The sequence below is a fragment of the Shouchella hunanensis genome (assembly GCF_028735875.1).
Lineage (GTDB): Bacteria > Bacillota > Bacilli > Bacillales > Bacillaceae_D > Shouchella > Shouchella hunanensis.
In genome coordinates, this window is record NZ_CP117834.1 from 3122279 (window position 1) to 3144749 (window position 22471).

The window sequence follows — 22471 nt, forward strand, 5'->3', positions numbered from 1 at the left end:
AACGTTAATATACTAATGTTTATAACGTGTATAACGTTATCCACAGGTTTAGTATTTAGGGGTTTTTGTCGAAAAATTTTAGCGATTTCCAGAATACATTTAGGAAGATCAAGGTTTTATTTGAAATATATGAGTGTAGCAGGTATAGTTGATGTTTGACTACAAGTTTTTTGATTGAAAGAGAAATGAGGTGCACATGTGTTTGATCGCCTAATGCCAGATCAATATGTGAAGAGTATATATGAGATTGATTTTACCAGTTTAAAAACTAAAGGAATAAAAGCTGTTATAACAGATTTAGATAATACACTTGTTGAATGGCACCGCGCAGAGGCAACGCCAGAAGTGCAAGATTGGTTTAGACATTTAGATGAGTATGGCTTGAAAGTAACGATTGTCTCTAATAATAATGAGAGAAGAGTTCGTGCATTCTGTGACCCAGAAAAGCGAGTTTTTATTCATAGCGCGAAAAAACCAAGAAGAAAAGCGTTTCGACAAGCATGTGAGCGAATGCAGGTCAAGCCTGAAGAGACGGTAGTCATTGGAGATCAAATTTTCACAGATGTGCTTGGCGGAAACCGAGCTGGTATACACACTATTTTGGTTGTGCCCGTTACGCAAACAGATGATTGGATGACAAAAGCAAATCGGAAGATGGAACGCTTTGTCTTAAGGAAATTGAAAAAAAGAGGGCTTGTGAAATGGGAGGATACGAAAAGTAATGAGTAAGAATGAAGAACACTATTTTTGTTCAGGGTGTGGTGTCCAAATACAAACTAGTGAACCTAAAAAAATCGGCTATGCCCCAGCTTCTGCCCTAACAAGAGAACATGTTGTATGCAAAAGGTGTTTTCGGCTAACGCATTATAATGAGATCCAGCCGAGTGGTATTTCAGACCAAGAATTTCTAGACTTGATTCACACACTAAGTCATAAAGATGCGTTAATTGTAAACATTGTTGATGTTGTTGACTTATATGGCAGTTGGATATCGAGCATTAAGCGGCTTATAGGTAATAATACGTTGCTTCTTGTTGCGAACAAGATCGATTTGCTGCCTAAATCTTTGAACCGGAATAAACTCCAGCATTGGTTAATGCGTGAAGCTGGTCAGCAAGGTTTAAAACCGGCGGGCAGTACAATTATTAGTACAGTTACAGGCGAAGGGTTAGATGAAACCATTTCGATTATTGATGAAATGAGAAATGGGAAAGATGTTTACATTGTTGGAAGTGCAAACGTTGGGAAGTCTTCTTTTATCAACCAGCTGTTAAAGCGACATGGTGGTGAAAAGGATCCACTAATTACGACTTCACATTTTCCAGGCACAACGTTAAACATGATTCAAATTCCATTAGATCAACAACAATCGCTATACGATACCCCAGGAATTATTAACCGTCATCAACTTTCTCATTATCTGAGTGATAAGAGCTTAAAGCTTATTACGCCAACAAAAGAAATTAAACCTATGGTATATCAATTAAACCCTGGCCAAACACTTTTTATAGGTGGGTTAGCAAGGTTAGACTTTATTAAAGGTGAGCCAACATCATTTATTGTTTACGTATCCAATCGATTAACGATTCATCGTACTAAACTAGAAAAAGCGGATCAGCTTTATCAAAACCATATTGGTGAACTTCTTCAACCACCAACAGCCGAAGATGAGCAAGCTGTGTTCAATTTAAAAAGCCAGACATTTAAATTGAAGGACGGCTCTGTTGATATTGTTTTTTCTGGACTTGGATGGATTACAATTAAAGGTGCAGGGGTAACTGTGAATGCTCATGCGCCAAAAGAGGTTGCCATTTCTCACCGGACATCAATTTTGGCGTAACGGGGTTTAGGAGGGTTCTAAAGTGAAGAAATTTGCGTTAATTGGTCAACCATTAAGTCACAGCCTAAGCCCAAGTATTCATCGAGCTGCTTATCATCACATGCAACTCCTTGGGCGCTATGAACTCTTAGAGACTGCGGCTGAGCAAGTGGAGGACGTTATTGAGTTAGTTCGAACGGGAGAGATCGATGGCTTAAATGTGACGATCCCTCATAAAGTTGCGGTAATGCCCTTTTTAGATGCAATTGATGAAGATGCCATCGCAATCGGCGCTGTTAATACCATTAAAAAAGTAGGAAATCAAGTGATCGGCTACAATACAGACGCTGAAGGCTTTAAAGAATCGCTACTAGAGCGATTGCACATAAATACTGTAAGGGAGCAACGAGTACTTGTAATAGGTGCTGGAGGAGCGGCAAGAGCGATTGTTCATACACTCGGTAAAGATGGAGCCGTGCTCACCATTGTGAACCGGACAATGAGTAAAGCGGAAGATTTGGCGGCGATGTACCCGTTTGACGTAACAGTCCTGACGATTGAGGCAGCGGAAGCGATGTTGAATCAATTTGACATTGTGATCAATACTACATCTGTTGGGATGTCGTCCTTTACAAATGCATCACCGATAAAGCTTAATCAACTGGCGAGCTCAACTCTTGTTTGTGATCTTATTTATAATCCGTTAGAAACGACATTATTAAAAGAGGCAAAAAGTCGAGGCAATGCTACTCTAAACGGCGTAGGTATGCTTGTGAATCAAGCGGCTTTAGCTATTGAAATTTGGACAGGACAAAAACCAAATCGCAAGTTAATGGAAGTAACGCTTGTAAGTGAAGTAAGGAAATGATGGAGGAATCACATGTTAACGAATAAGCAGAAACGATTTTTGAGAAGTAAATCTCATCCCATTCAGCCGATTTTTCAGGTTGGAAAAGCGGGTGTGAATGAAAATATGATCACACAAATAAATGAAGCACTTGAAGTAAGAGAACTTATAAAAGTATCGATTTTACAAAACTGTATGGAAGACAAAGATTCAATCACAGCGGAAATGGTGGAAGGTACGAAAGCGCATGTCGTTCAGGTAATTGGTAGTACAATCATTCTATACAAAAAATCGGTAAACAATCCTAAGCTACAACTACCAAATTAACCTTGGAGGTAAGCGGATGCGAAGAATTGGATTGTTTGGTGGAACGTTTGATCCACCACACCATGGGCATTTATTAATTGCACAAGAAGCACAACTTCAGTTAGGACTAGATGAAGTGTGGTTTATTCCTGTTTCAAGCCCACCTCATAAAGTGCGAACCGGATTAACATCTGGTGCAAATCGACTTGCATTAACGAAAGCTGCTGTGAACGGACATCCTGCATTTAAAGTGCTTGACCTAGAAGTAGAACGTAAAGGAAAGTCGTACACATATGATACGGTGTATGAGTTACGAGAGCAATATCCGCGCGACCACTTTTATTTTCTTATTGGTGCCGATATGGTGGAACAACTAGATCATTGGTACAACATCAGCCAGCTTAAGGATATGGTGACATTTGCTGCGTTTGATCGACCAGGTTCGCGTATTGATAAAGCAACAGGAGTAACACGTATTCCATTTCCTCAAATAGACATTTCGTCTTCGTTTATTCGTGAACGAGTTAAGGCAAACATGCCAATTCGCTATTTCGTTCCAGAATTAGTAAGGAAAATCATAGAGGAGCAATCATTATATGACGGTAACAACAACAGAAGCATGGAACATCGTCCGTCGTCATTTACCAGAGAAACGTTTTAAACATACGGTTGGTGTTCGTGATACAGCGATTCAACTAGCACAACACTATCAAGTTGATGAAAAAAAAGCAGAGCTAGCAGCCATTGTTCATGATCTTTGCAAATACTTTAATATTGATGAAATGAAGCAAGGCTTAGCTACTGTAGGAGAACATCATTGGGCAACATGTGGAAGTGAACTGCTTCACGCTCCATATTGCGCGATATATGTGGAAAAAGAACTTGGTATTAAAGATAACGATGTCCTTCAAGCGATTCGCTCACATACAACAGGTAGGGCTGCTATGAGTCCATTGGAACAAGTTGTTTTTGTAGCCGATTATATTGAACCAAACCGTTCTTTTCTTGGAGTAGATGAAGCACGGAAGTATGCAACAGTTAGCCTGGACGCTGCTTGTCTTTTTAGTTTAACGAATACCATTCAGTATTTACTCTCGAAGAAGTCACCAATTCATCCGTATACCGTTGAAGCATATAATTATTACACATTGAAAGGGGAACAAAAAGGTTGAATTCATTTTTAAAATTAGCTGTTCATACAATAGACGATAAACGAGGTCATAACATTACGGCTCTTGACATGAAAGGAATCTCTCCGATTGCAGATTACTTTGTTATTTGTCACGGTAATTCTGAAAAACAAGTACAAGCAATCGCTCATGAATTAAAAAAAGTATTTCAAGAAGAAGGTTTAGAAATTAAACGACTTGAAGGGTATGACCAAGCCCGTTGGGTATTACTTGATATAGGAGATGTGGTTGTCCATATTTTCCATAAAGAGGAACGTGTTTACTATAATTTAGAAAAGCTTTGGGGTGACGCACCATCTGTCCCATTACAAGAGGTTATTAGCCAATGATGAGACCTGGAGAGTCCGCAACTCTTACCGTAGTAAGAGAAGCTTCTTTCGGCTATTTTCTTTCAGACGGTAATGAAGATGTGTTGCTGCATAAAAATGATGTGACGGAAGCGATTGCGATTGATGATTCTTTGAGCGTTTTTTTATATCACGACCACCAAAATCGATTAAGTGCGACCATGAAGACTCCTGTCATTAAAGATGACGAGATTGGCTGGTTAGAAGTCGTACAAGTGAGACCTACACATGGTGTGTTTGTTTATAACGGGATTTCGCGAGATTTATTCATCTCTATGGACGAATTTCCACAAGATCGGAGCGAATGGCCCGAAAAAGGAGATCGTTTATGCTGCTCGCTTACATGGGATAAAAAAGGGCGTCTCATGGGACGACTCGTAAAAGGTGCGCCAATTACGGACAAAGCGATTGCGGCTGATCAGTCTTGGCTTAATCGTGAAGTGACAGGGGTTGTGTACCACTTTTTAGACGAAGGTGCAGCCATTTACGTAAAAGATGGTCCAATCGCTTTTTTACATCAAGATGAAGCTGATGGAATACCACGACTTGGACAAAGTATTAAAGGGCGTGTGCACTATGTACGCGAAGACGGACGCATCAATATTACCCAACGTTTAAAACGAACAGATCAACAAGACATTGATGCGAAAAAAGTGTTAACCTATCTTGAGAGTCGACGTAATCAGGCGATGCCGTTAACGGACAAATCAGCACCAGAAGACATTGAGCGTGCAGTAGGAATGAGTAAAGCAGCGTTTAAACGAGCTCTTGGTAAGCTTATGAAACAAAAGCTTATTGAGCAAAAAGAAGGATTTACCCATAAAGTAAAATGAACGGAAGATTGATTGCATGAAACCTTATATACATTTTGCGAACATTTATGATCATTTAATGGCCCACGTAGAGTATGAACATTGGATAACGTATATGAAAACCGTCTTTGAAGAAAGAAATGTTCGCGTATCAAAGGTGCTAGATGTAGGCTGTGGAACAGGCGAGCTCATGCTACGTATGAATCAAGCTGGTTTTGTTCCAACTGGTCTAGACATCTCTGAAGATATGCTAGCGGTAGCGCAGCGGAAATTACAATCTGCCCAGACTCAACCGCAGCTCTTTCAAGAGGACATGAGTCAATTCTCGGTGCTTGAAAGGTACGATGCGATAACGATTTTTTGTGACTCGTTAAACTATCTTGAAAAAGAAGAAGATGTAAAACGTGTTTTTCTTCGCTGTTACGATGCCTTACAGGAAAATGGCATTTTACTTTTTGATGTTCATTCCCCCTTTAAAATTCAGCAGTTTTATCAGGCTACATTCGCAGATGAATTAGACGGTGTTTCCTATATTTGGCATTCGTTTGCTGGGGAAGAACCACTCAGCGTGGAGCATGAGCTTACGTTTTTTATTGAGACAGAGAATGGTCTATATGAGCGCGTGGAAGAGCTTCATAAAGAACGAACGTTTGACATAGCTACGTATACAAAGTGGTTGATGGAAGCTGGTTTTACAGATATTCGCGTAACAGGTGATTTTCATCAGTCGGAGCCACATGATCAAACAGAAAGAATTTTCTTTTCGGCGAGGAAAAAAGCAGGAAATTAGCAAATACTAGCGAAAAGGTTAAAATAAGTTAGGAGACCCTAACTTATTTTAACTGAAATTCCTGCGCTAGTTTTTTCTTTTCCGTTGCATATTTCTCTTCGGTTAAACGAAACAATGAGCCAAATCCCTCTCCTAACAATTGATCTAAATGAGCAATGCCCACTCCTGTAATACCTCCTGGAACACAGACTCTTTCTTGTAACGTAGGAAGTGTGTAATACCCTTCTTGTAACAACTTCCCTAAGCCAATTAACATGGATGTCGTTAATTCTGTTGCTTCTTTTTCGCCTAATGGCGTCTCTGATACAGCCCCTTCAATAAATCGTTGCGCCATAAATGCAAAAAATGCAGGCCCACAACTTACAATGTCAGAAGAGACTCGAGTAACATTCTCGTCAATAAATAAAGGACGCGATATGGATGAGACAAAAGAAATGATCGCTTCTTCATCAGTGCTTGTGCAACGAGAGCTAAAACTAACAAGGGTAGAACCAGACTGTGCTCGGTTTAAAATACTCGGAATAATACGAGCTACTTTACAAGGAAAAAGCTCTTCTAAATGGTGGATTGATACTGGACTCGTTATAGAGATCATTACGTGTTCCCTTGATAAATATGGGATAACTGTCGGTGTGAAGCTGGGAATGTCCTTTGGCTTTACACATATGAAAATCCATCTACACTGTCGTGTTAACTCTTCAATATCGGAAGCGATATGAATAGCCGGGTAGATTTCTTTTAGCTTGATCGCTTTTTCAATTGTACGGTTAATAATGACAATGTCTTCTTCTTTTATTGTCTTCGCTTCAAGTAACGTATCAATTAGCATACTGCCCATACTCCCTGTTCCGATAAAGCCAATCTTCATCCTAATTACCTCCCTCAAGACGTAGCTTTACTCATGGTATGCGCCGATGCTTGGTTAACATTCATACAAATTCGTATAGGAGGCTAAAAGGTGAAGCGACTACTCCACTATGTAAAACATCACTATTTAGTTGTTGCTTTAATGATGGGAATGGCGATCATTTTTATTTTCCTTCTGCTCAACAGAGGTGTGACAAATAATAACGAGGAGGATCCTTTTGCAAAGACGCCTTCCTTTTTAACGATGGAGCAAGAGGAAGATTCAACAGATGACGTGCCGCTTACGTTAATGATTGATGTGAAAGGTGCGGTAAGGCAACCTGGAATCTATACGTTTACTGAAGGGGATCGAATTGACGACGCCATAAAAAGAGCTGGAGGCTTTACAGAGGATGCTGAAGACATGCATGTGAACTTAGCTCTTAAACTCGTAGATGAACAAGTGATTTATGTACCAAAAATCGGAGAGACACCCGTTGAAATGGAACAATTCTGGAGAGAAGCAGGGGAGGGGGAGTCTGGAAAAATTAATTTAAATACAGCAACGATTGAAGAGCTTCAGACGCTGACAGGTATTGGACCAGCAAAAGCTGCGACAATCGTACAACATCGAGAAGAACAAGGTCCTTATCAAACGATTGATGATTTGAAGAATGTTAGTGGAATAGGTGAAAAATCATTTGATTCTTTAAAAGACTTTATTACTGCCAAATAATCCACTATTTGACGCTTTCCATTATTCATTTTACACTCTTATATATGCAAGAGAAAAGGAGTACAAACATGGAACGAATTTCGTGGGATTTATATTTTATGTCACAAAGTCAACTGCTTTCGTTACGAAGTACGTGCCCGAGACTAAAAGTAGGCGCGACAATTGTTAGAGAAAAGCGTATTATTGCAGGTGGCTATAATGGTTCTGTAACAGGATCTGATCACTGCTTAGATCAAGGGTGTTATGTTGTTGATGGACATTGCATCAGAACCGTTCACGCAGAAGTAAATGCGTTATTACAATGTGCCAAGTTTGGCGTGCCGACAAAAGGTGCGGAAATTTATATTACCCATTTTCCGTGTGTGCATTGTGCAAAGTCGTTGATACAAGCAGGTATCTCCAAGGTGCACTATGCGAATGACTACAAAAACCAGCCGTATGCAGAGCAGTTGTTTGCGGAAGCGGGAATTGAGTGTATAGAAGTAGAGCTAGATCCAACTGTATTTGACACACTGTTTCACGATAAGCTCTCGCTAACGACAGAACTGTTACAAGAAGTAGAAGAGCTCGGGGTGTCAAGCGAACGATTAGAAGAACTTGTCACGAAGACCAAAACATTGTATTTCTCAAAAGTAAGTGAATAAAGCGTTTATTTCTTTTTTATCCGCCATCTCCGCTATTTTATTTGTTGTTCAAAAAGAACAAACTCTCGCATGGATCTTTTTAGTAATGGCTCTTGTTCTTTCTTCCTTTTCGTTTAGTAAAGGGGAAAGAACAGCTCCTCTCTTTTTTCTTCTACCTTTTAGCTTGTACTTTTTCTCTACTTCCTTTATTGATGATCGAAATACTTCCTCTCTCGAACCAGGACAAACATCTCTCACTTTTTACATTAACGATGCTCCATATGTAAACGGGAATCAGTTAACGACGACAATTGAAACAATCGACGGGGAAACCTTGTTACTGTTAGGCTACGCTAAAGAGGAGGTTGAGCTCTACCCTCCAGATATGAGTATAGGGAGCATCTGCCAAGCAAAAGGGGATTTAACGCAACCGCCAAATGCAAGAAACCGTTTTGGATTTGACTATCGTCAGTATTTATATTATCAGCATATACACATGCTCTACCGCGTGACGCAGCTGGCCACGATTACATGCAAACCGCTAGAATCACAGCCTTTCGTTACTAAATTGCAAGAGTACAGACATAGCGCAACGCACCGGCTACAAGAGCAGCTACCGCCGTCATTAAGTGGTATTGTGCTTGCTTTAACATTTGGGGAGCGCCGCTATATAGAACCTGATGTTATGGAGGCTTATTCAAAGCTTGGTGTTATTCATTTACTAGCTATATCTGGCCTACATGTTGGCATATTGACAGGGACGAGCTTCTATCTTATGATACGAATCGGTATTCCAAGAGAAATTGTTCTCATTAGTCTTCTTATGTTTCTTCCTGTTTTCATCATTCTTACTGGTGCATCACCTCCTGTAATCCGAGCAGCCATTATGACGATGATTTACTTTTTTCTCGTACTTCTTCGTGTTCCCATTCACCCTTTTTATGGCTTTTCATCAATCTTTCTTCTTTATTTACTCATTCAACCGTATGCGCTATTTCAATTAGGCTTCCAGCTGTCTTTCCTCGTTTCTTTTACACTGATTTTAATGCAAAAACCCATTATGAATCGATATCACTCTTATGGAAAACGGCTTTTTTGTGTAACGACAATTGCTCAATTAGTTGGTTTACCTTTAATTGCGTATCATTTCTTTCAGTGGTCCCCGCTTAGTTTACTAATCAACCTTGTCTACATTCCGTTTGTTTCTCTTGTTTTGTTACCTTACAGTTTTTTTCTCGTTTTCCTGAGTGAGCTCCGCTTCATACCCTTAGATTCGTTTGTGGTGGCATCAGAAACCTTATTGGTTTGGATACATAAATGGATCGTTGAACTAGGTAATCATGTGTATATGTGGGTGATGGGCAGGCCATCAATTGTTCTGATGCTGTTGTTATATGGCTGTCTAGTTGTCATTGGCCTCCTGTGGGAAAAGCGTTCTCGCTGGACGTGGGTTGTGATCGGTTTATTTTGTGTTACTCTAGCGATTCCATCACAGTTGCCGAAATTAAATGGAGATGCAGTTATTACAATGCTTGACGTAGGACAAGGAGATAGCTTTCTCATTGAAACCCCAAATCGGAAAGAAGTCTACCTTGTTGATACTGGTGGGGTTATGTCGTTTGCAACAGAGGACTGGGAAGAAAAGAAAAAAACGTTTGACACAGGAAAAGACATTGTTGTGCCTTATTTAAAGGCAAAAGGGATCAAAACAATAACCGGGCTCATTTTAACTCATGGTGATTTTGATCATATCGGAGGGGCAAAAGCGGTTTTAGAGAATGTGCATGTCGAAAATGTCTATTATCCAGAAGGAGAGCTAGAAAAAGAAATCGAAATCGAATTATTCCAACAAGTAGAAGACGAAAAAATGGTTCTCGTTCAAGTAGGGGACACGATTTCCACTCAATTCTATGTTCTTCATCCAACGAATGATAGAAAATGGAGCGGAAACGATCAATCCATTGTGCTTTATGGTTCATTTCACGGAAAATCTATTTTACTAACCGGCGATTTAGAAGAAGAGGGGGAGATGCATTTACTTAATAGCTTCCCTAATTTAGAAGTAGACTTATTAAAAGTTGGGCATCATGGGAGTCGAACATCAACCCAAGAGCCGTTGCTTGATCAACTCAGGCCTAAGATAGCGCTCGTATCAGCAGGCGTGAACAATCGATTTGGTCATCCACATCCAGATGTACTAAAGCGCCTACAAGCACGAGATATTCAGGTCTATCAAACGAATGTCGATGGAACAGTAGAACTTTCGATAGGGAGCGACGGTATCAACATTCGTAAAAGTGTGTATCAAGTAAATGAAAAAACAGTTCCTGAATCAATAGACTAAGTAGGTTTCTATGTACGAAGGTTCGACTAAACCCCATTCATGCGGAAACGTTTTCTTTTTAGTCAACTAAAAGGAACTGTTTTTTCTGTTGGCAATTAGTGTGTTGCTACATCCACAATATTAGCGATGACAAAAATTAATGCAAAAAATCCAAAAGAGGCAACAAAACCAACAACAGAAGGGACAATGTCGTTTGCTTTGTCTTGTACGTCTTTTTCAAATTTATTCATTTCTTGCACCTCCTCTACGAAGTAAGTATACGTGATTTCAGTGTAAATGAAAAGATTCGATCGTGGTGAACACGACGTTTTACGAAATAAATCGGATATTAGCACCGAACAACCATTGATTGCATAAGGTGAGAGTAAGAAATGAAGGTGGCCCGCTTTTAACGGGAAGTCCTAGGGTCTTCGTTAAAAGCGTTCATTATAGATAGGGGGAGAGAATATCTCTCCCTTGCTCATTTGTTAGAAAGTGTCTAAACTAGAATGGATGAGCATGAGATTGGAGTTATACATATGACCATTTTAGCAACAATAAAACAATTGAAACGTGATACGTTACAAAAGGTTTATTTTCTTTACGGCGTAGAAACGTTCTTAATAAATGAGTTTGTCGATAAAGTTCATCAGTTATTGTTTACTGAAGACGATGAGACAATGAACGATATCCGCTTTCAGCTAATAGACACACCTATCCAACATGTTGTGGAAGAGGCAGCGACAATACCATTTTTCTCAAATCGGAAACTCGTTGTTGTGCACGATTTTTATTTAGTATCTAGCCAGAAAGTAAAGGCAAAAGTTGAGCATGATGTACAAGCGTTAGAAGACTATTTGACAACACCAGCTGACTCAACGGTCCTTATTATTATTGCCCCATATGAAAAAATTGATGAACGAAAAAAGCTAACAAAACGATTAAAAAAGGAAACCACAATAGTAGAGTGTAACCCGTTGAACGAAGAGCAAGTAAAGCAGTGGATTACAAATTCTCTTCATGAACATGGGTTTCATATTGATCAGCGGGCATCACAACTTTTATTTTCAAGAGTTGGTTCCAATTTAATGTTACTTGAGAAGGAATTGGAAAAATGTATGCTCTATACAACAGAAAAAAGACAGATAATGGAGCAGGATGTGAAAGAACTAGTCGCAGAGACGGTAGATGAAAGCATCTTTTCCGTTGTGGAGAGTGTTGCTTTAGGTAAAACCGAGCGTGCGTTGCTTGTCTATCATAAATTATTGCGACAAAAAGAAGAGCCGTTAGCGATTCTTGCATTGTTAACAAGACAATTCAGAAATTTGCTCTACGTAAAGATAAGACAAGAAAAAGGCTACGGACAAAAGGAAATTGCCAGTCAACTAAAGCTGCACCCATATGTCGTACAACTGGCTCTTCAGCAAACAAAGCGCTATTCAAAACCTCATTTACGTCGTGCGTTAATTGCGTGTGCAGACACGGATTACGCTATTAAGACAGGTAGAGATGTAAAAGAACGGGCAGTAGAGCTGCTTCTTATTACAATAAGCATGCGACCATAATAAAAAACGATTCACCATTTGGTGAATCGTTTTTTATGTTTTATAAACAAAATGTCTTATGCAGACAGGCTGTTTAATTTTTTAGCAAGACGAGATTTTTGACGCGCTGCAGCGTTTTTATGGATAAGTCCTTTTGTTGCAGCTTTATCAATCTTCTTCGTTGCTTCAGCAAAAGCAGTTTTTGCTTCGTCTGCGTTACCGTTAGATGCAGCAGTTTCAAAGTTCTTAACTGCAGAACGTAAAGCAGATTTTTGCGCTGCGTTTTGCACGCGACGTTTATCGTTTGTTTTAACACGTTTAATAGCAGATTTAATGTTTGGCATTTATTTCACCTCCGTCATAAAATGGCCTATGCGAAGGCCTCTCTAGATCACTGTTTCAGCAGTACAACACTCTGCATTTTATCAAACATACTGCACGAATGCAATACAAAGTGTTGAAGTCTTCTATCTTCTGAATGTTTTCTTTTTGACTCGGTCATATTAAAGGCATGACATTGACGAAGGAGAAGCGATAAAAATGGGAAATTTAAACATGGAACCATATGCAATTCGTACCGATCTTGCACTTGAGGCACACGAGATGGTGGTAGAGGAACAAGTAAATCAAAACGTGAAAGACCCAACTAAAGTGGATGATGTGCTAGTAGTGGAAGAAACAATAGAGAATGTAAAAGTAACAAAAGTGAAAATTGGGGTCAAAGGTGCAGAACGATTAGGGAAACAAGCTGGTAATTACTTAACGTTTGAAGCCCAAGGAATTAGGCAAAAAGATACCGAGCTTCAGGCTGATCTTGAACGAGTGTTCGCAAACGAGTTCTCTGCTTTCCTTAAACGCTCCTCTATTAATGAAGACGCTACATGTCTAATTGTTGGGCTGGGAAATTGGAATGTGACACCTGATGCGCTAGGGCCGCTTGCTGTAGAAGAGATTTTAGTCACAAAGCATTTATTTAAACTTGCACCAGAAGAAGTTCAAGACGGGTATCGCTCAGTTAGTGCCATTACACCTGGAGTTATGGGTGTGACCGGAATCGAAACGAGCGATGTTGTATTTGGTGTCATTGAAAAAACAAAACCAGATTTTTTAATTGTTATTGATGCGCTCGCTTCACGTTCCATAGAAAGAGTCAACACGACTATTCAAATAGCGGATACAGGTATTCACCCAGGTAGCGGAGTGGGAAATAATCGAAAAGCAATGAATCAAGAAACACTGGGGATTCCGGTTATTGCCATCGGGATTCCGACTGTAGTCGACGCAGTAACGATTACTTCTGATGCCATTGATTTCGTTCTTAAGCATATGGGCAAAGAAATGCGTGAAGGAGATAAGCCGTCAAGACGATTAGCGCCTGCTGGCATGACATTTGGAGAAAAACGAACGCTAACAGATAAAGACTTACCAGATGAAGCAGGTCGAAAAGCCATTTTAGGTATGGTGGGAGGATTAGAAATGGAAGAGAAGCGTAGTCTTATTCAAGAAGTTCTCGCCCCTCTCGGACATAATTTAATGGTCACACCAAAAGAAATAGACGTTTTTATAGAAGATATGGCCCACGTGATTGCTGGTGGATTAAACGCTGCCTTACATGGAAAAGTAAACCAAGGAAATGTCGGAGCGTATACAAAATAAAGCGTGAGAGGAGCTTTCTCGGCGGTTGTTAGAGACCTTATGAGAGCAGTTCCTTTTTTATGGGAAATGGGTCGATTATAATAGTTTTTGTTCTGTTTCTCTTCTCCTTGCATACAGTATACAAATGGACAGGCTGTTTGAATCGAGCTAGAGAGGGTGGACGATATGAAAACTGCGAAACGTCGATTTTTCTTATTATTTTTTAGTATTTTATTTGGCTTAATGATGGGTGTGCAGTTAATGAGTGAGCATGCTGGGTTAAATGAACCGAAGCCATTAAACATAGAATTTACAGCAAAAAAGGAAGAAGATAAACCGCAGCTGCAAACGGATTCGGCTCAAGAAGAAGTCGCGGAAAAGAAACCTTTGACTACGGATCGAGAAGAAAAAGGATTATCTAATTTATTTTCTGATTTAGGCTCGGCGTTAGCCGATCACACAGAAGGGGCAACTCGGTCAGGCTTGGAGAAAGTGGTTTCTATCGTACAAGGCAGCGTAAATAAAGACGACAGGTAGGTTGATCAAAAGCTTTTATTGCTGGTGTGCCTTAACCTTGTTATAATAAGGGATAGTGTAAATGTAGGTTTTTTAGGGGTGAAGGCAAACGAATGAAAAAGGATCAAAAACGAGAGCGCCAATCCAGAATTCGTAATTTCTCGATTATCGCTCATATTGACCACGGTAAATCAACGCTGGCTGATCGGATATTGGAACGAACCGGCGCATTAACTGACCGAGAAATGAAAGACCAGACGCTTGATGCAATGGACCTTGAAAGAGAACGTGGCATTACAATTAAACTAAATGCGGTTCAGCTTAAATATAAAGCGAAAGATGGCGAAGAGTACATTTTTCACTTAATTGATACACCAGGACATGTCGATTTTACATATGAAGTTTCACGAAGCTTAGCTGCTTGTGAAGGTGCTCTATTAATTGTTGATAGCGCACAAGGAATTGAAGCTCAAACGTTGGCTAATGTGTACTTAGCGTTAGACAATGATTTAGAAATTCTTCCTGTTATAAATAAAATCGATTTGCCAAGCGCTGAGCCTGAACGTGTTAAGCAAGAAGTTGAAGATGTCATTGGGCTAGATGCTTCGGATGCCGTACTCGCATCTGCAAAAAACGGGATCGGTATAGAAGAAATTTTGGAGCAAGTTGTTGAAAAGGTACCAGCACCAACTGGAGATCCAAGTGCTCCGTTAAAAGCCCTTATTTTTGATTCTCTCTATGATCCGTATCGTGGTGTGATTGCCTACATTCGAATTGTGGAAGGTACGGTTAAACCAGGACAAAAAATTCGCATGATGCAAACAGGTAAAGAGTTTGAAGTGAACGAAGTAGGTGTGTTTACGCCGAAAGCGATTAAATGCGACGAATTGTCTGTAGGAGATGTAGGGTTTTTAACAGCGGCTATAAAAAATGTAGGAGATTCCCGTGTGGGGGATACGATTACAAGTGCTGATACACCAGCAGACGACCCATTACCAGGTTATCGCAGAATGAATCCGATGGTATACTGTGGCCTATACCCAATTGATACGGGAGAATATAATGATCTTCGTGAAGCGCTGGAACGTTTGGAACTAAACGATTCTTCATTGCAATATGAGGCAGAAACATCTCAAGCGTTAGGCTTTGGCTTCCGTTGTGGATTCCTTGGCTTGCTGCATATGGAGATTATACAAGAAAGAATTGAACGAGAATTTGGCATTTCTCTAATTACAACAGCTCCTTCTGTTATTTATAATGTAACGTTAACGGATCAGGAGACAGTGAAGATTGATAATCCAGCTAACATGCCTGATGCGCAAAAGGTTGATCACGTTGAAGAGCCTTACGTAAAAGCAACAATTATGGTACCAAATGATTATGTTGGCGCTGTAATGGAACTCTGTCAGGGCAAGCGTGGTGTGTTTATGGACATGCAATACTTGGATGAAGTACGCGTACAAATTATTTATGAAATTCCGCTTTCAGAAATTGTTTATGACTTTTTCGATCAGCTTAAGTCGAATACAAAAGGCTACGCGTCATTTGACTACGAGCTTGTTGGTTATCGAGAATCCAAGCTTGTGAAAATGGATATTTTGTTAAACGGTGAAAAAGTTGATGCGCTATCTGTCATTGTTCATAGAGACTCTGCCTATGAACGTGGAAAGATCATCGTAGAGAAATTGAAGAAACTTATTCCGCGACAGCAATTTGAAGTTCCTGTACAAGCAAGTATAGGCACAAAAGTAATTGCTCGTTCGACGATAAAAGCAATGCGTAAGAACGTTCTTTCAAAATGTTACGGTGGAGATATCTCTCGTAAACGTAAGCTTTTAGAAAAGCAAAAAGAAGGTAAGAAACGTATGAAGGCTGTCGGAAACGTGGAAGTCCCACAAGAAGCGTTTATGGCAGTATTACGAATGGACGAGGATTAAAAAGGGAGAAAGCCGGCTTACGTAAAGTGGGCTTTTTTCCTGTTAGGAGGAACGTACTTGAGCGAGTCTATTTATATACACATTCCATTTTGTGAGCATATTTGTCACTACTGCGATTTTAACAAAGTGTTTTTAGAGAATCAGCCAGTAGAAGCATACATGGATGCCCTCATTAAAGAAGTGGAAAGATCGAAACAAGCAAGAGAACAAGTACCAGTAAAAACCATTTATATTGGTGGTGGCACACCTACTGCTCTTACGGCGGTGCAATTAGAGCGGTTATTTGTGGCCTTGCACCAGCTATTAAATTTGAAAGAACTTATAGAATTTTCGGTTGAAGTCAATCCCGATAGTGCCACAACAGATCGGCTGAACGTTATGAAACGATTCGGTGTAAATCGATTAAGCTTAGGAGTCCAAACGTTTTCACAACCGATTTTAACGGAAATAGGACGGACTCATTCTCCGGAAGGTGTGAATGAGGCGATTCAAAAAGCACGGAAAAGTGGATTTACGAATCTTTCTGTTGATTTAATGTTAGGGCTACCAAATCAGAGTGTCGCAGATTTTAAAGAGTCACTTGAAAAAGCACTTAATCTAGGTGTAGAGCATATTTCTGCTTATATGTTAAAAGTCGAGAAACAAACGGTGTTTTACAATCGTAAAAAGAAGGGCACGTTATCTTTGCCGCCAGAAGAAGATGATGTTGCCATGTATGATTTGTTAACGGAAACGACAAAAGCCCATGGTCTCTACCAGTATGAATTAAGCAATTTTGGTAAGCCTGGCTATGAAAGCAAACACAATTTAGTTTATTGGAATAACCGCTCGTATGCAGGGTTCGGGGCAGGAGCTTCAGGCTATGAAGATCGCATCCGCTATCAAAATAGTAATCCAATCCAGAAGTATATTGATGCAATAAACGAGAAAGGCAACGCTAAATATCGAACGCATAATGTTTCAACAGCAGAATGGTTGGAGGAAGCAGTGTTCTTAGGGTTAAGAAAGAGAGAAGGTATTCATAAAAAGCAATTTTATAATCAATACGGCTATGAGCTAGATGCGCTTTTCAAAGAAGAAATAGCGATAGGCACACGAAGAGGCTTGTTGGAAAACGGAATCGACTACCTGTCGTTAACAGAAGAAGGATTACTGCTAGCAAATGAAGCATTTGAATTATTTGTGGCTTCACTAGATGAGTCTGTTTATTCATAGTAAAAACATGTTTTTTAATTGACAAAAGAGGTGCCTTTTGATAGTGTAACTATAGCATTAGCACTCAACAGCATAGAGTGCTAACAGGGAGGTGCTAGGAATGTTGACTGAAAGACAACTCTTGATCTTACATGCAATCGTTGACGACTATGTACGTTCCGCTGAGCCAGTTGGTTCTAGAAGCATCTCTAAGCGTGCTGATGTCCAATTCAGCTCAGCTACGATACGGAATGAAATGGCCGACTTAGAAGAACTTGGTTTTCTTGATAAACCGCATAGTTCTGCCGGACGAGTTCCTTCTCAAAAGGGCTATCGTTACTATGTAGACCATTTACTCTCCCCACATCGATTAACAGTTGCTGAACGATCGAGGCTTTCAACGATTGCTTCAGCGAAAATACAAGCGATTGAAGAAGTGTTTCAAGAGTCGGCACGAATCCTTTCAGAAATGACGAGCTATGTATCGATTGTTTTAGGTTCAGAGCTATTAAATGAGCGCCTGCAAAAGATCCAAATTGTTCCGCTTGAAGGAATGAAAGCCATCGTTATTTTAATTAGCGAAACAGGCCATATTGAAAACCATATTGTGCAATTAGATGAACACGTAACGACAGAAGATCTAGAGCGAACAGTCAATCTATTGAATGAACGTTTACGTGGTGTTGCATTCTCGCAGTTGCAACAGAAGATCCACCTTGAACTAAATCATTTATTTAAAGCGCATGTAAGAAACTATAAACAAGTATTAGGTATGCTTGAACCAACACTTTCGCCAGCTATTACAGAAAAACTGATCTTTTCGGGCCGGTCGAATTTAATGGAGCAGCCAGAATTTCAAGATATTGAAAAGATGAGAATGGTATACAAAGCGCTTGAGGAAGAAACATTGCTTTATGACTGGTTGAAAACACAACATGTGAATGGTTTGAATGTTTCAATTGGAAATGAAAATCAGCTAAAGGCACTTGATGAATGTAGTATCGTTACGGCATCTTTTGCGATAAATGGGCAGCATGTTGGCACATTAGGTGTCATTGGTCCAACCCGCATGGAATATCGCCGAATGTTAAAAGTAGTCGATTCATTATCGAAAAACATGTCAAAGCTACTAACGGATCACTAAACGTACATGTCTAAGTAGTGGTGTAAGCTGCTACTTAACATACATAAAAACGCAAGAGCAAGAATGATTGCATCTTGTGAACATTTTTTGATATCCTGACGAAGGGTAGCAAGAGATGTACATGAGTATTGATTTTAGCAGGAGGTGAACAAGATGCCAGAGCAAAACAAAAAAGAAGCTGAAGAAAAGCAAGAACATGGCACTGAAGAAGTAGTAGAAGAACATCATTCTGATGAACAAATGGATGAACAGAGTGATGTTCAAGAAGAACAAGAAGCTGAAGTTGTTCATCCTCTTGAAGTAGAATTAAAAGAAGCAAATGATCGACTCGCTCGAACGAAAGCTGATTATGACAACTTCAGAAGAAGAACAAAAGAAGAGCGTGAAGCTCAGCTTAAATATAAATCACAAGGGTTAATTGAGAGTCTATTACCAGCTCTTGATAACTTTGAGCGTGCCCTTGCTGTAGAGCCGCAAAGTGATGAAGCAAAACAACTTCTTCAAGGAATGGAAATGGTATACCGTCAAATTGAAGAAGCGCTGCAAAATGAAGGTGTAACGGTCATTCCAACAGAGGGAGAAACATTTGATCCTCATTTGCACCAAGCAGTGATGCAAGTGGAAGAAGAGGGTTACGAAAGTAATCAAATTGTTGCTGAGCTACAAAAAGGATATCAATTAAAAGATCGTGTCATTCGCCATTCAATGGTTAAAGTGAATTCATAGGCTTAGGAGGAAAAGAGTTATGAGTAAAATTATTGGAATTGACTTAGGTACAACAAACTCATGTGTAGCAGTAATGGAAGGTGGAGAAGCAACGGTTATCCCGAATCCAGAAGGTAACCGTACAACACCATCTGTTGTTGCTTTTAAAGATGGGGAGCGTCTAGTAGGGGAAGTGGCGAAACGCCAAGCGATTACAAATCCGAACACAGTGATCTCCATTAAGCGTCATATGGGTACAGATTACAAAGTGGAAGTAGAAGGTAAAAGCTACTCTCCACAAGAACTTTCTGCGATTATTTTACAAAAACTTAAATCAGATGCAGAAGCATACTTAGGTGAAAAAGTTACAAAAGCTGTTATTACGGTTCCAGCTTATTTCAACGATTCTCAGCGTCAAGCAACAAAGGATGCTGGTAAAATTGCTGGTCTAGAAGTAGATCGTATTGTCAATGAGCCAACTGCCGCAGCGCTTGCTTACGGTTTAGAAAAAGAAGAAGATCAAACGATTCTTGTTTACGACCTTGGTGGCGGTACATTTGACGTATCGATTCTTGAACTAGGCGATGGTTTCTTTGAAGTTAAAGCAACGTCTGGTGATAATAAGCTAGGTGGAGATGATTTTGATGATGTAATCATGGATCATCTTGTAGCAGAATTCAAAAAAGAAAACGGCATTGACTTATCACAAGATAAAATGGCTATGCAACGTTTAAAAGATGCGGCAGAAAAAGCGAAAAAAGATCTTTCTGGCGTTACACAAACTCAGATTTCGTTACCGTTTATTACAGCAGACTCTACTGGTCCAAAGCATTTAGAAATGAACTTAACTCGTGCGAAGTTTGATGAGATTTCAAGTGATCTTGTAGAACGTACTCTAGCACCAACCCGCCGTGCCCTTTCTGATGCTGGTCTTTCAGCTTCTGAAATTGACAAAGTTGTTCTTGTTGGTGGCTCTACTCGTATTCCTGCTGTACAAGAAGCGATTAAACGTTTAACAGGTAAAGACTCTCACAAAGGAGTAAATCCTGATGAAGTGGTTGCACTCGGTGCTGCGATCCAAGCAGGTGTTTTAACAGGTGATGTAAAAGACGTAGTTCTACTTGACGTTACACCATTATCTCTAGGTATTGAAACAATGGGTGGTGTATTTACGAAATTAATCGAGCGTAATACAACCATTCCTACATCTAAATCGCAAACATTCTCAACAGCCGCTGATAACCAGCCATCTGTAGATATACATGTGCTTCAAGGTGAACGTGAAATGGCAGCAGATAATAAAACTCTTGGTCGTTTCCAGTTAAACGATATCCCGCCAGCACCACGTGGTGTTCCACAAATCGAAGTAAGCTTTGATATTGATGCGAACGGTATCGTAAACGTAAAGGCGAAAGATCTTGGTACCAACAAGGAGCAATCCATTACCATTACATCTTCATCAGGTCTATCAGATGAAGACATCGAAAAAATGGTTCAAGATGCAGAAGAAAATGCAGAAGCCGATAAGAAGCGTCGCGAGCAAGTCGAACTTCGTAATGAAGCAGACCAGCTTGTATTCTCAACTGAAAAAACATTAACGGACCTTGGCGATAATGTGGATCAAGGTGAAAAAGAAAAAGCGGAAGCTGCAAAAGATAAGTTAAAAGCAGCACTTGAAAGTGATAATGAAGAAGAAATCAAAACCGCTAAAGACGAGCTCCAAGAAATTGTAACAGCTTTAACTACGAAAATGTATGAGCAAGCAGCACAAGCGGCACAGGCACAACAAGGCGCTGAAGGCGAAAACGCTGGCCAGCAAGATGATAATGTTGTCGATGCTGAATATGAAGAAGTAAATGACGACGAAAAGAAATAAGTGTCATGAGAAAAGTCAAAGTCAGTTTCAAGGGCTTTGACTTTTTTTTAAGAAGTCTTTTATGCCAGTTGCGCGAAAGACTTGACTGATGATAAGATGAACGTTATGTGAGAATAGGTAAAGCAGCGAGAATGCTTTGTAGTCGGGAGGAAAACCGTGAGTAAACGAGATTTTTATGAAGTGTTAGGTGTTAGCCAAAATGCTTCTGAAGACGAAGTGAAAAAAGCATACCGAAAATTAGCTCGCCAATACCACCCTGATGTGAATAAAGAAGAGGGTGCAGAAGCGAAATTTAAAGAAGTAAAAGAAGCGTATGATACATTAAGTGATCCGCAAAAGAAAGCACACTACGATCAGTTCGGTCATACAGATCCAAACCAAGGTTTTGGTGGGGCAGGAGCTGGTGATTTTGGTGGCTTTAGCGATATTTTTGACATGTTTTTCGGAGGTCAAGGTGGCGGAAGAAGAAATCCGAATGCCCCTAGACAAGGGAATGATCTTCAATACACAATGACACTTGAATTCAAAGAAGCTGTTTTTGGGAAAGAAACAGAGATTGAAATTCCACGGGAAGAGAACTGTGAAACGTGTGACGGCTCAGGGGCAAAGCCCGGAACTAAGCCTGAAACATGCTCACACTGTAAAGGTTCTGGCCAGCTAAATGTTGAGCAAAACACACCGTTTGGTCGTGTTGTGAATCGCCGCGTTTGTAACCATTGTGAAGGTACCGGAAAGATGATTAAAGATAAATGTACCACATGCCATGGTAAAGGAAAGGTTCGGAAGCGTAAAAAAATCAACGTAAAAGTACCAGCTGGTATTGATAACGGACAGCAGCTTCGTGTTTCTAGTCAAGGGGAAGCTGGAACAAATGGAGGTCCTGCAGGGGACTTGTATGTAGTGTTCCAAGTGAAAGAACATGAATTCTTTGAGCGTGAAGGCGAAGATATTTATTGCGAAGTTCCTCTAACGTTCCCACAAGTTGCCTTAGGCGACGAAATTGAGGTACCAACGTTAACGGGGAAAATTAAGCTGAAGATTCCAGCTGGCACTCAAACAGGAACGAACTTTAGGCTTAAAGGCAAGGGTGTACCAAATGTTCACGGTCGTGGCCAAGGAGATCAGCACGTACAGGTACGTGTTGTCACACCAAAAACATTAAACGAAAATGAGAAAGAATTGATGAGAGAATTCGCAGGTATGAGTGGCGGTCGTCCGGAAGAGCAAAATGACGGTTTTTTTGATAAATTGCGCCGCGCATTTAAAGGCGAGTAAGAAGGT

At 40.1% G+C, this 22471-nt stretch carries 24 protein-coding genes; 21 read left to right on the forward strand and 3 right to left on the reverse strand.

The annotated features are described in order from the left end of the window. The first annotated feature begins 213 nt into the window (after positions 1-213). Genes PQ477_RS16045 through PQ477_RS16085 form a run of 9 tightly spaced genes read left to right on the forward strand, consistent with a single transcriptional unit; the run spans position 214 to position 6111 of the window. On the forward strand, positions 214-729 hold the full coding sequence (locus tag PQ477_RS16045; RefSeq protein WP_035396399.1) for a YqeG family HAD IIIA-type phosphatase: 516 nt from the start codon (positions 214-216) through the stop codon (positions 727-729). Further along, the gene (gene yqeH / locus PQ477_RS16050; RefSeq protein WP_274272488.1) at positions 722-1840 is read left to right on the forward strand and encodes a ribosome biogenesis GTPase YqeH; all 1119 of its coding nucleotides are present in this window, start codon (positions 722-724) and stop codon (positions 1838-1840) included. Before PQ477_RS16045 ends, yqeH begins: the two co-directional genes overlap by 8 nt. 22 nt (positions 1841-1862) lie before the next feature. Beyond that, positions 1863-2687, forward strand: coding sequence for a shikimate dehydrogenase (gene aroE, locus PQ477_RS16055; protein ID WP_274272489.1), 825 nt, complete (start codon positions 1863-1865; stop codon positions 2685-2687). A gap of 12 nt (positions 2688-2699) precedes the next feature. Continuing rightward, a complete protein-coding gene (gene yhbY, locus PQ477_RS16060; RefSeq protein ID WP_144558747.1) occupies positions 2700-2993 on the forward strand; it encodes a ribosome assembly RNA-binding protein YhbY in 294 nt (97 codons plus the stop codon). 16 nt (positions 2994-3009) lie between these two features. After that, positions 3010-3633, forward strand: a complete 624-nt coding sequence (locus PQ477_RS16065) for a nicotinate-nucleotide adenylyltransferase (protein WP_035396391.1) — start codon at positions 3010-3012, stop codon at positions 3631-3633. Then, complete coding sequence (gene yqeK / locus PQ477_RS16070) at positions 3569-4144, forward strand: bis(5'-nucleosyl)-tetraphosphatase (symmetrical) YqeK (RefSeq protein ID WP_274272490.1); 576 nt, start codon at positions 3569-3571, stop codon at positions 4142-4144. The genes PQ477_RS16065 and yqeK overlap by 65 nt, the downstream gene beginning before the upstream one ends. Further along, the gene (gene rsfS, locus PQ477_RS16075) at positions 4141-4491 is read left to right on the forward strand and encodes a ribosome silencing factor (protein WP_035396388.1); all 351 of its coding nucleotides are present in this window, start codon (positions 4141-4143) and stop codon (positions 4489-4491) included. The genes yqeK and rsfS overlap by 4 nt, the downstream gene beginning before the upstream one ends. Next, positions 4488-5342, forward strand: a complete 855-nt coding sequence (locus PQ477_RS16080; RefSeq protein WP_035396387.1) for a CvfB family protein — start codon at positions 4488-4490, stop codon at positions 5340-5342. Before rsfS ends, PQ477_RS16080 begins: the two co-directional genes overlap by 4 nt. Positions 5343-5358: 16 nt before the next feature. Beyond that, on the forward strand, positions 5359-6111 hold the full coding sequence (locus tag PQ477_RS16085) for a class I SAM-dependent DNA methyltransferase (RefSeq protein WP_144558748.1): 753 nt from the start codon (positions 5359-5361) through the stop codon (positions 6109-6111). Between the two features lie 43 nt (positions 6112-6154). Here the strand turns inward: PQ477_RS16085 and comER are convergent, their stop codons facing one another. Continuing rightward, entirely contained in the window at positions 6155-6979 is an 825-nt protein-coding gene (gene comER, locus PQ477_RS16090; protein ID WP_274272491.1) for a late competence protein ComER, read from the reverse strand. A gap of 90 nt (positions 6980-7069) precedes the next feature. Between comER and PQ477_RS16095 the strand changes: the two genes are divergently transcribed. From PQ477_RS16095 to PQ477_RS16105, 3 genes are all read left to right on the forward strand, one after another. Next, positions 7070-7693 carry a helix-hairpin-helix domain-containing protein gene (locus tag PQ477_RS16095; protein WP_274272492.1) on the forward strand — a complete coding sequence of 208 codons (624 nt, stop codon included), beginning with the start codon at positions 7070-7072 and terminating at the stop codon, positions 7691-7693. Positions 7694-7761: 68 nt separating this feature from the next. After that, a complete protein-coding gene (locus tag PQ477_RS16100; RefSeq protein WP_035396383.1) occupies positions 7762-8337 on the forward strand; it encodes a ComE operon protein 2 in 576 nt (191 codons plus the stop codon). Further along, positions 8330-10660: a DNA internalization-related competence protein ComEC/Rec2 gene (locus tag PQ477_RS16105; RefSeq protein WP_274272493.1), complete on the forward strand. Its 2331-nt coding sequence runs from the start codon at positions 8330-8332 to the stop codon at positions 10658-10660. Before PQ477_RS16100 ends, PQ477_RS16105 begins: the two co-directional genes overlap by 8 nt. Positions 10661-10755: 95 nt before the next feature. Here PQ477_RS16105 and PQ477_RS16110 read toward each other — a convergent pair whose 3' ends face one another. After that, a complete protein-coding gene (locus tag PQ477_RS16110; RefSeq protein ID WP_035396374.1) occupies positions 10756-10890 on the reverse strand; it encodes a YqzM family protein in 135 nt (44 codons plus the stop codon). A gap of 288 nt (positions 10891-11178) precedes the next feature. On the opposite strand from PQ477_RS16110, the gene holA reads away from it, so the two are divergent. Beyond that, a complete protein-coding gene (gene holA / locus PQ477_RS16115; RefSeq protein WP_274272494.1) occupies positions 11179-12204 on the forward strand; it encodes a DNA polymerase III subunit delta in 1026 nt (341 codons plus the stop codon). Positions 12205-12260: 56 nt separating this feature from the next. On the opposite strand, the gene rpsT is transcribed toward holA, so the two are convergent. Beyond that, the gene (gene rpsT / locus PQ477_RS16120) at positions 12261-12527 is read right to left on the reverse strand and encodes a 30S ribosomal protein S20 (RefSeq protein WP_035396369.1); all 267 of its coding nucleotides are present in this window, start codon (positions 12525-12527) and stop codon (positions 12261-12263) included. A gap of 196 nt (positions 12528-12723) precedes the next feature. Here rpsT and gpr point away from each other — a divergent pair, with 196 nt between their 5' ends. The 8 genes from gpr to dnaJ all read left to right on the forward strand — a co-directional run bounded on the left by gpr (position 12724) and on the right by dnaJ (position 22465). Further along, complete coding sequence (gene gpr / locus PQ477_RS16125; RefSeq protein WP_144558753.1) at positions 12724-13839, forward strand: GPR endopeptidase; 1116 nt, start codon at positions 12724-12726, stop codon at positions 13837-13839. A gap of 165 nt (positions 13840-14004) precedes the next feature. Next, entirely contained in the window at positions 14005-14355 is a 351-nt protein-coding gene (locus PQ477_RS16130; protein ID WP_274272495.1) for a DUF3679 domain-containing protein, read from the forward strand. A gap of 92 nt (positions 14356-14447) precedes the next feature. Continuing rightward, positions 14448-16271: a translation elongation factor 4 gene (lepA, locus tag PQ477_RS16135; protein WP_144558755.1), complete on the forward strand. Its 1824-nt coding sequence runs from the start codon at positions 14448-14450 to the stop codon at positions 16269-16271. Positions 16272-16328: 57 nt separating this feature from the next. Continuing rightward, the gene (gene hemW, locus PQ477_RS16140; RefSeq protein ID WP_144558756.1) at positions 16329-17486 is read left to right on the forward strand and encodes a radical SAM family heme chaperone HemW; all 1158 of its coding nucleotides are present in this window, start codon (positions 16329-16331) and stop codon (positions 17484-17486) included. 100 nt (positions 17487-17586) lie between these two features. Further along, the gene (hrcA, locus tag PQ477_RS16145) at positions 17587-18609 is read left to right on the forward strand and encodes a heat-inducible transcriptional repressor HrcA (RefSeq protein ID WP_144558757.1); all 1023 of its coding nucleotides are present in this window, start codon (positions 17587-17589) and stop codon (positions 18607-18609) included. A gap of 153 nt (positions 18610-18762) precedes the next feature. Then, a complete protein-coding gene (gene grpE / locus PQ477_RS16150) occupies positions 18763-19335 on the forward strand; it encodes a nucleotide exchange factor GrpE (protein WP_274272496.1) in 573 nt (190 codons plus the stop codon). A gap of 19 nt (positions 19336-19354) precedes the next feature. Continuing rightward, positions 19355-21190, forward strand: a complete 1836-nt coding sequence (dnaK, locus tag PQ477_RS16155) for a molecular chaperone DnaK (protein WP_035396356.1) — start codon at positions 19355-19357, stop codon at positions 21188-21190. 156 nt (positions 21191-21346) lie between these two features. Further along, positions 21347-22465 carry a molecular chaperone DnaJ gene (gene dnaJ / locus PQ477_RS16160; RefSeq protein ID WP_274272497.1) on the forward strand — a complete coding sequence of 373 codons (1119 nt, stop codon included), beginning with the start codon at positions 21347-21349 and terminating at the stop codon, positions 22463-22465. Positions 22466-22471 lie beyond the last annotated feature (6 nt).

Excerpts from the sequence above, each read along its gene's own strand:
- holA (WP_274272494.1), top strand. The coding sequence starts at position 11,179 with ATGACCATTTTAGCAACAATAAAACAATTGAAACGTGATACGTTACAA.
- yqeH (WP_274272488.1), top strand. The coding sequence starts at position 722 with ATGAGTAAGAATGAAGAACACTATTTTTGTTCAGGGTGTGGTGTCCAA.
- hrcA (WP_144558757.1), top strand. The coding sequence starts at position 17,587 with ATGTTGACTGAAAGACAACTCTTGATCTTACATGCAATCGTTGACGAC.
- yhbY (WP_144558747.1), top strand. The coding sequence starts at position 2,700 with ATGTTAACGAATAAGCAGAAACGATTTTTGAGAAGTAAATCTCATCCC.
- gpr (WP_144558753.1), top strand. The coding sequence starts at position 12,724 with ATGGGAAATTTAAACATGGAACCATATGCAATTCGTACCGATCTTGCA.
- yqeK (WP_274272490.1), top strand. The coding sequence starts at position 3,569 with ATGACGGTAACAACAACAGAAGCATGGAACATCGTCCGTCGTCATTTA.
- PQ477_RS16110 (WP_035396374.1), bottom strand. The coding sequence starts at position 10,890 with ATGAATAAATTTGAAAAAGACGTACAAGACAAAGCAAACGACATTGTC.
- PQ477_RS16065 (WP_035396391.1), top strand. The coding sequence starts at position 3,010 with ATGCGAAGAATTGGATTGTTTGGTGGAACGTTTGATCCACCACACCAT.
- PQ477_RS16045 (WP_035396399.1), top strand. The coding sequence starts at position 214 with ATGCCAGATCAATATGTGAAGAGTATATATGAGATTGATTTTACCAGT.
- PQ477_RS16085 (WP_144558748.1), top strand. The coding sequence starts at position 5,359 with ATGAAACCTTATATACATTTTGCGAACATTTATGATCATTTAATGGCC.
- lepA (WP_144558755.1), top strand. The coding sequence starts at position 14,448 with ATGAAAAAGGATCAAAAACGAGAGCGCCAATCCAGAATTCGTAATTTC.
- PQ477_RS16100 (WP_035396383.1), top strand. The coding sequence starts at position 7,762 with ATGGAACGAATTTCGTGGGATTTATATTTTATGTCACAAAGTCAACTG.
- grpE (WP_274272496.1), top strand. The coding sequence starts at position 18,763 with ATGCCAGAGCAAAACAAAAAAGAAGCTGAAGAAAAGCAAGAACATGGC.
- rpsT (WP_035396369.1), bottom strand. The coding sequence starts at position 12,527 with ATGCCAAACATTAAATCTGCTATTAAACGTGTTAAAACAAACGATAAA.
- PQ477_RS16080 (WP_035396387.1), top strand. The coding sequence starts at position 4,488 with ATGATGAGACCTGGAGAGTCCGCAACTCTTACCGTAGTAAGAGAAGCT.
- dnaK (WP_035396356.1), top strand. The coding sequence starts at position 19,355 with ATGAGTAAAATTATTGGAATTGACTTAGGTACAACAAACTCATGTGTA.
- comER (WP_274272491.1), bottom strand. The coding sequence starts at position 6,979 with ATGAAGATTGGCTTTATCGGAACAGGGAGTATGGGCAGTATGCTAATT.
- PQ477_RS16130 (WP_274272495.1), top strand. The coding sequence starts at position 14,005 with ATGAAAACTGCGAAACGTCGATTTTTCTTATTATTTTTTAGTATTTTA.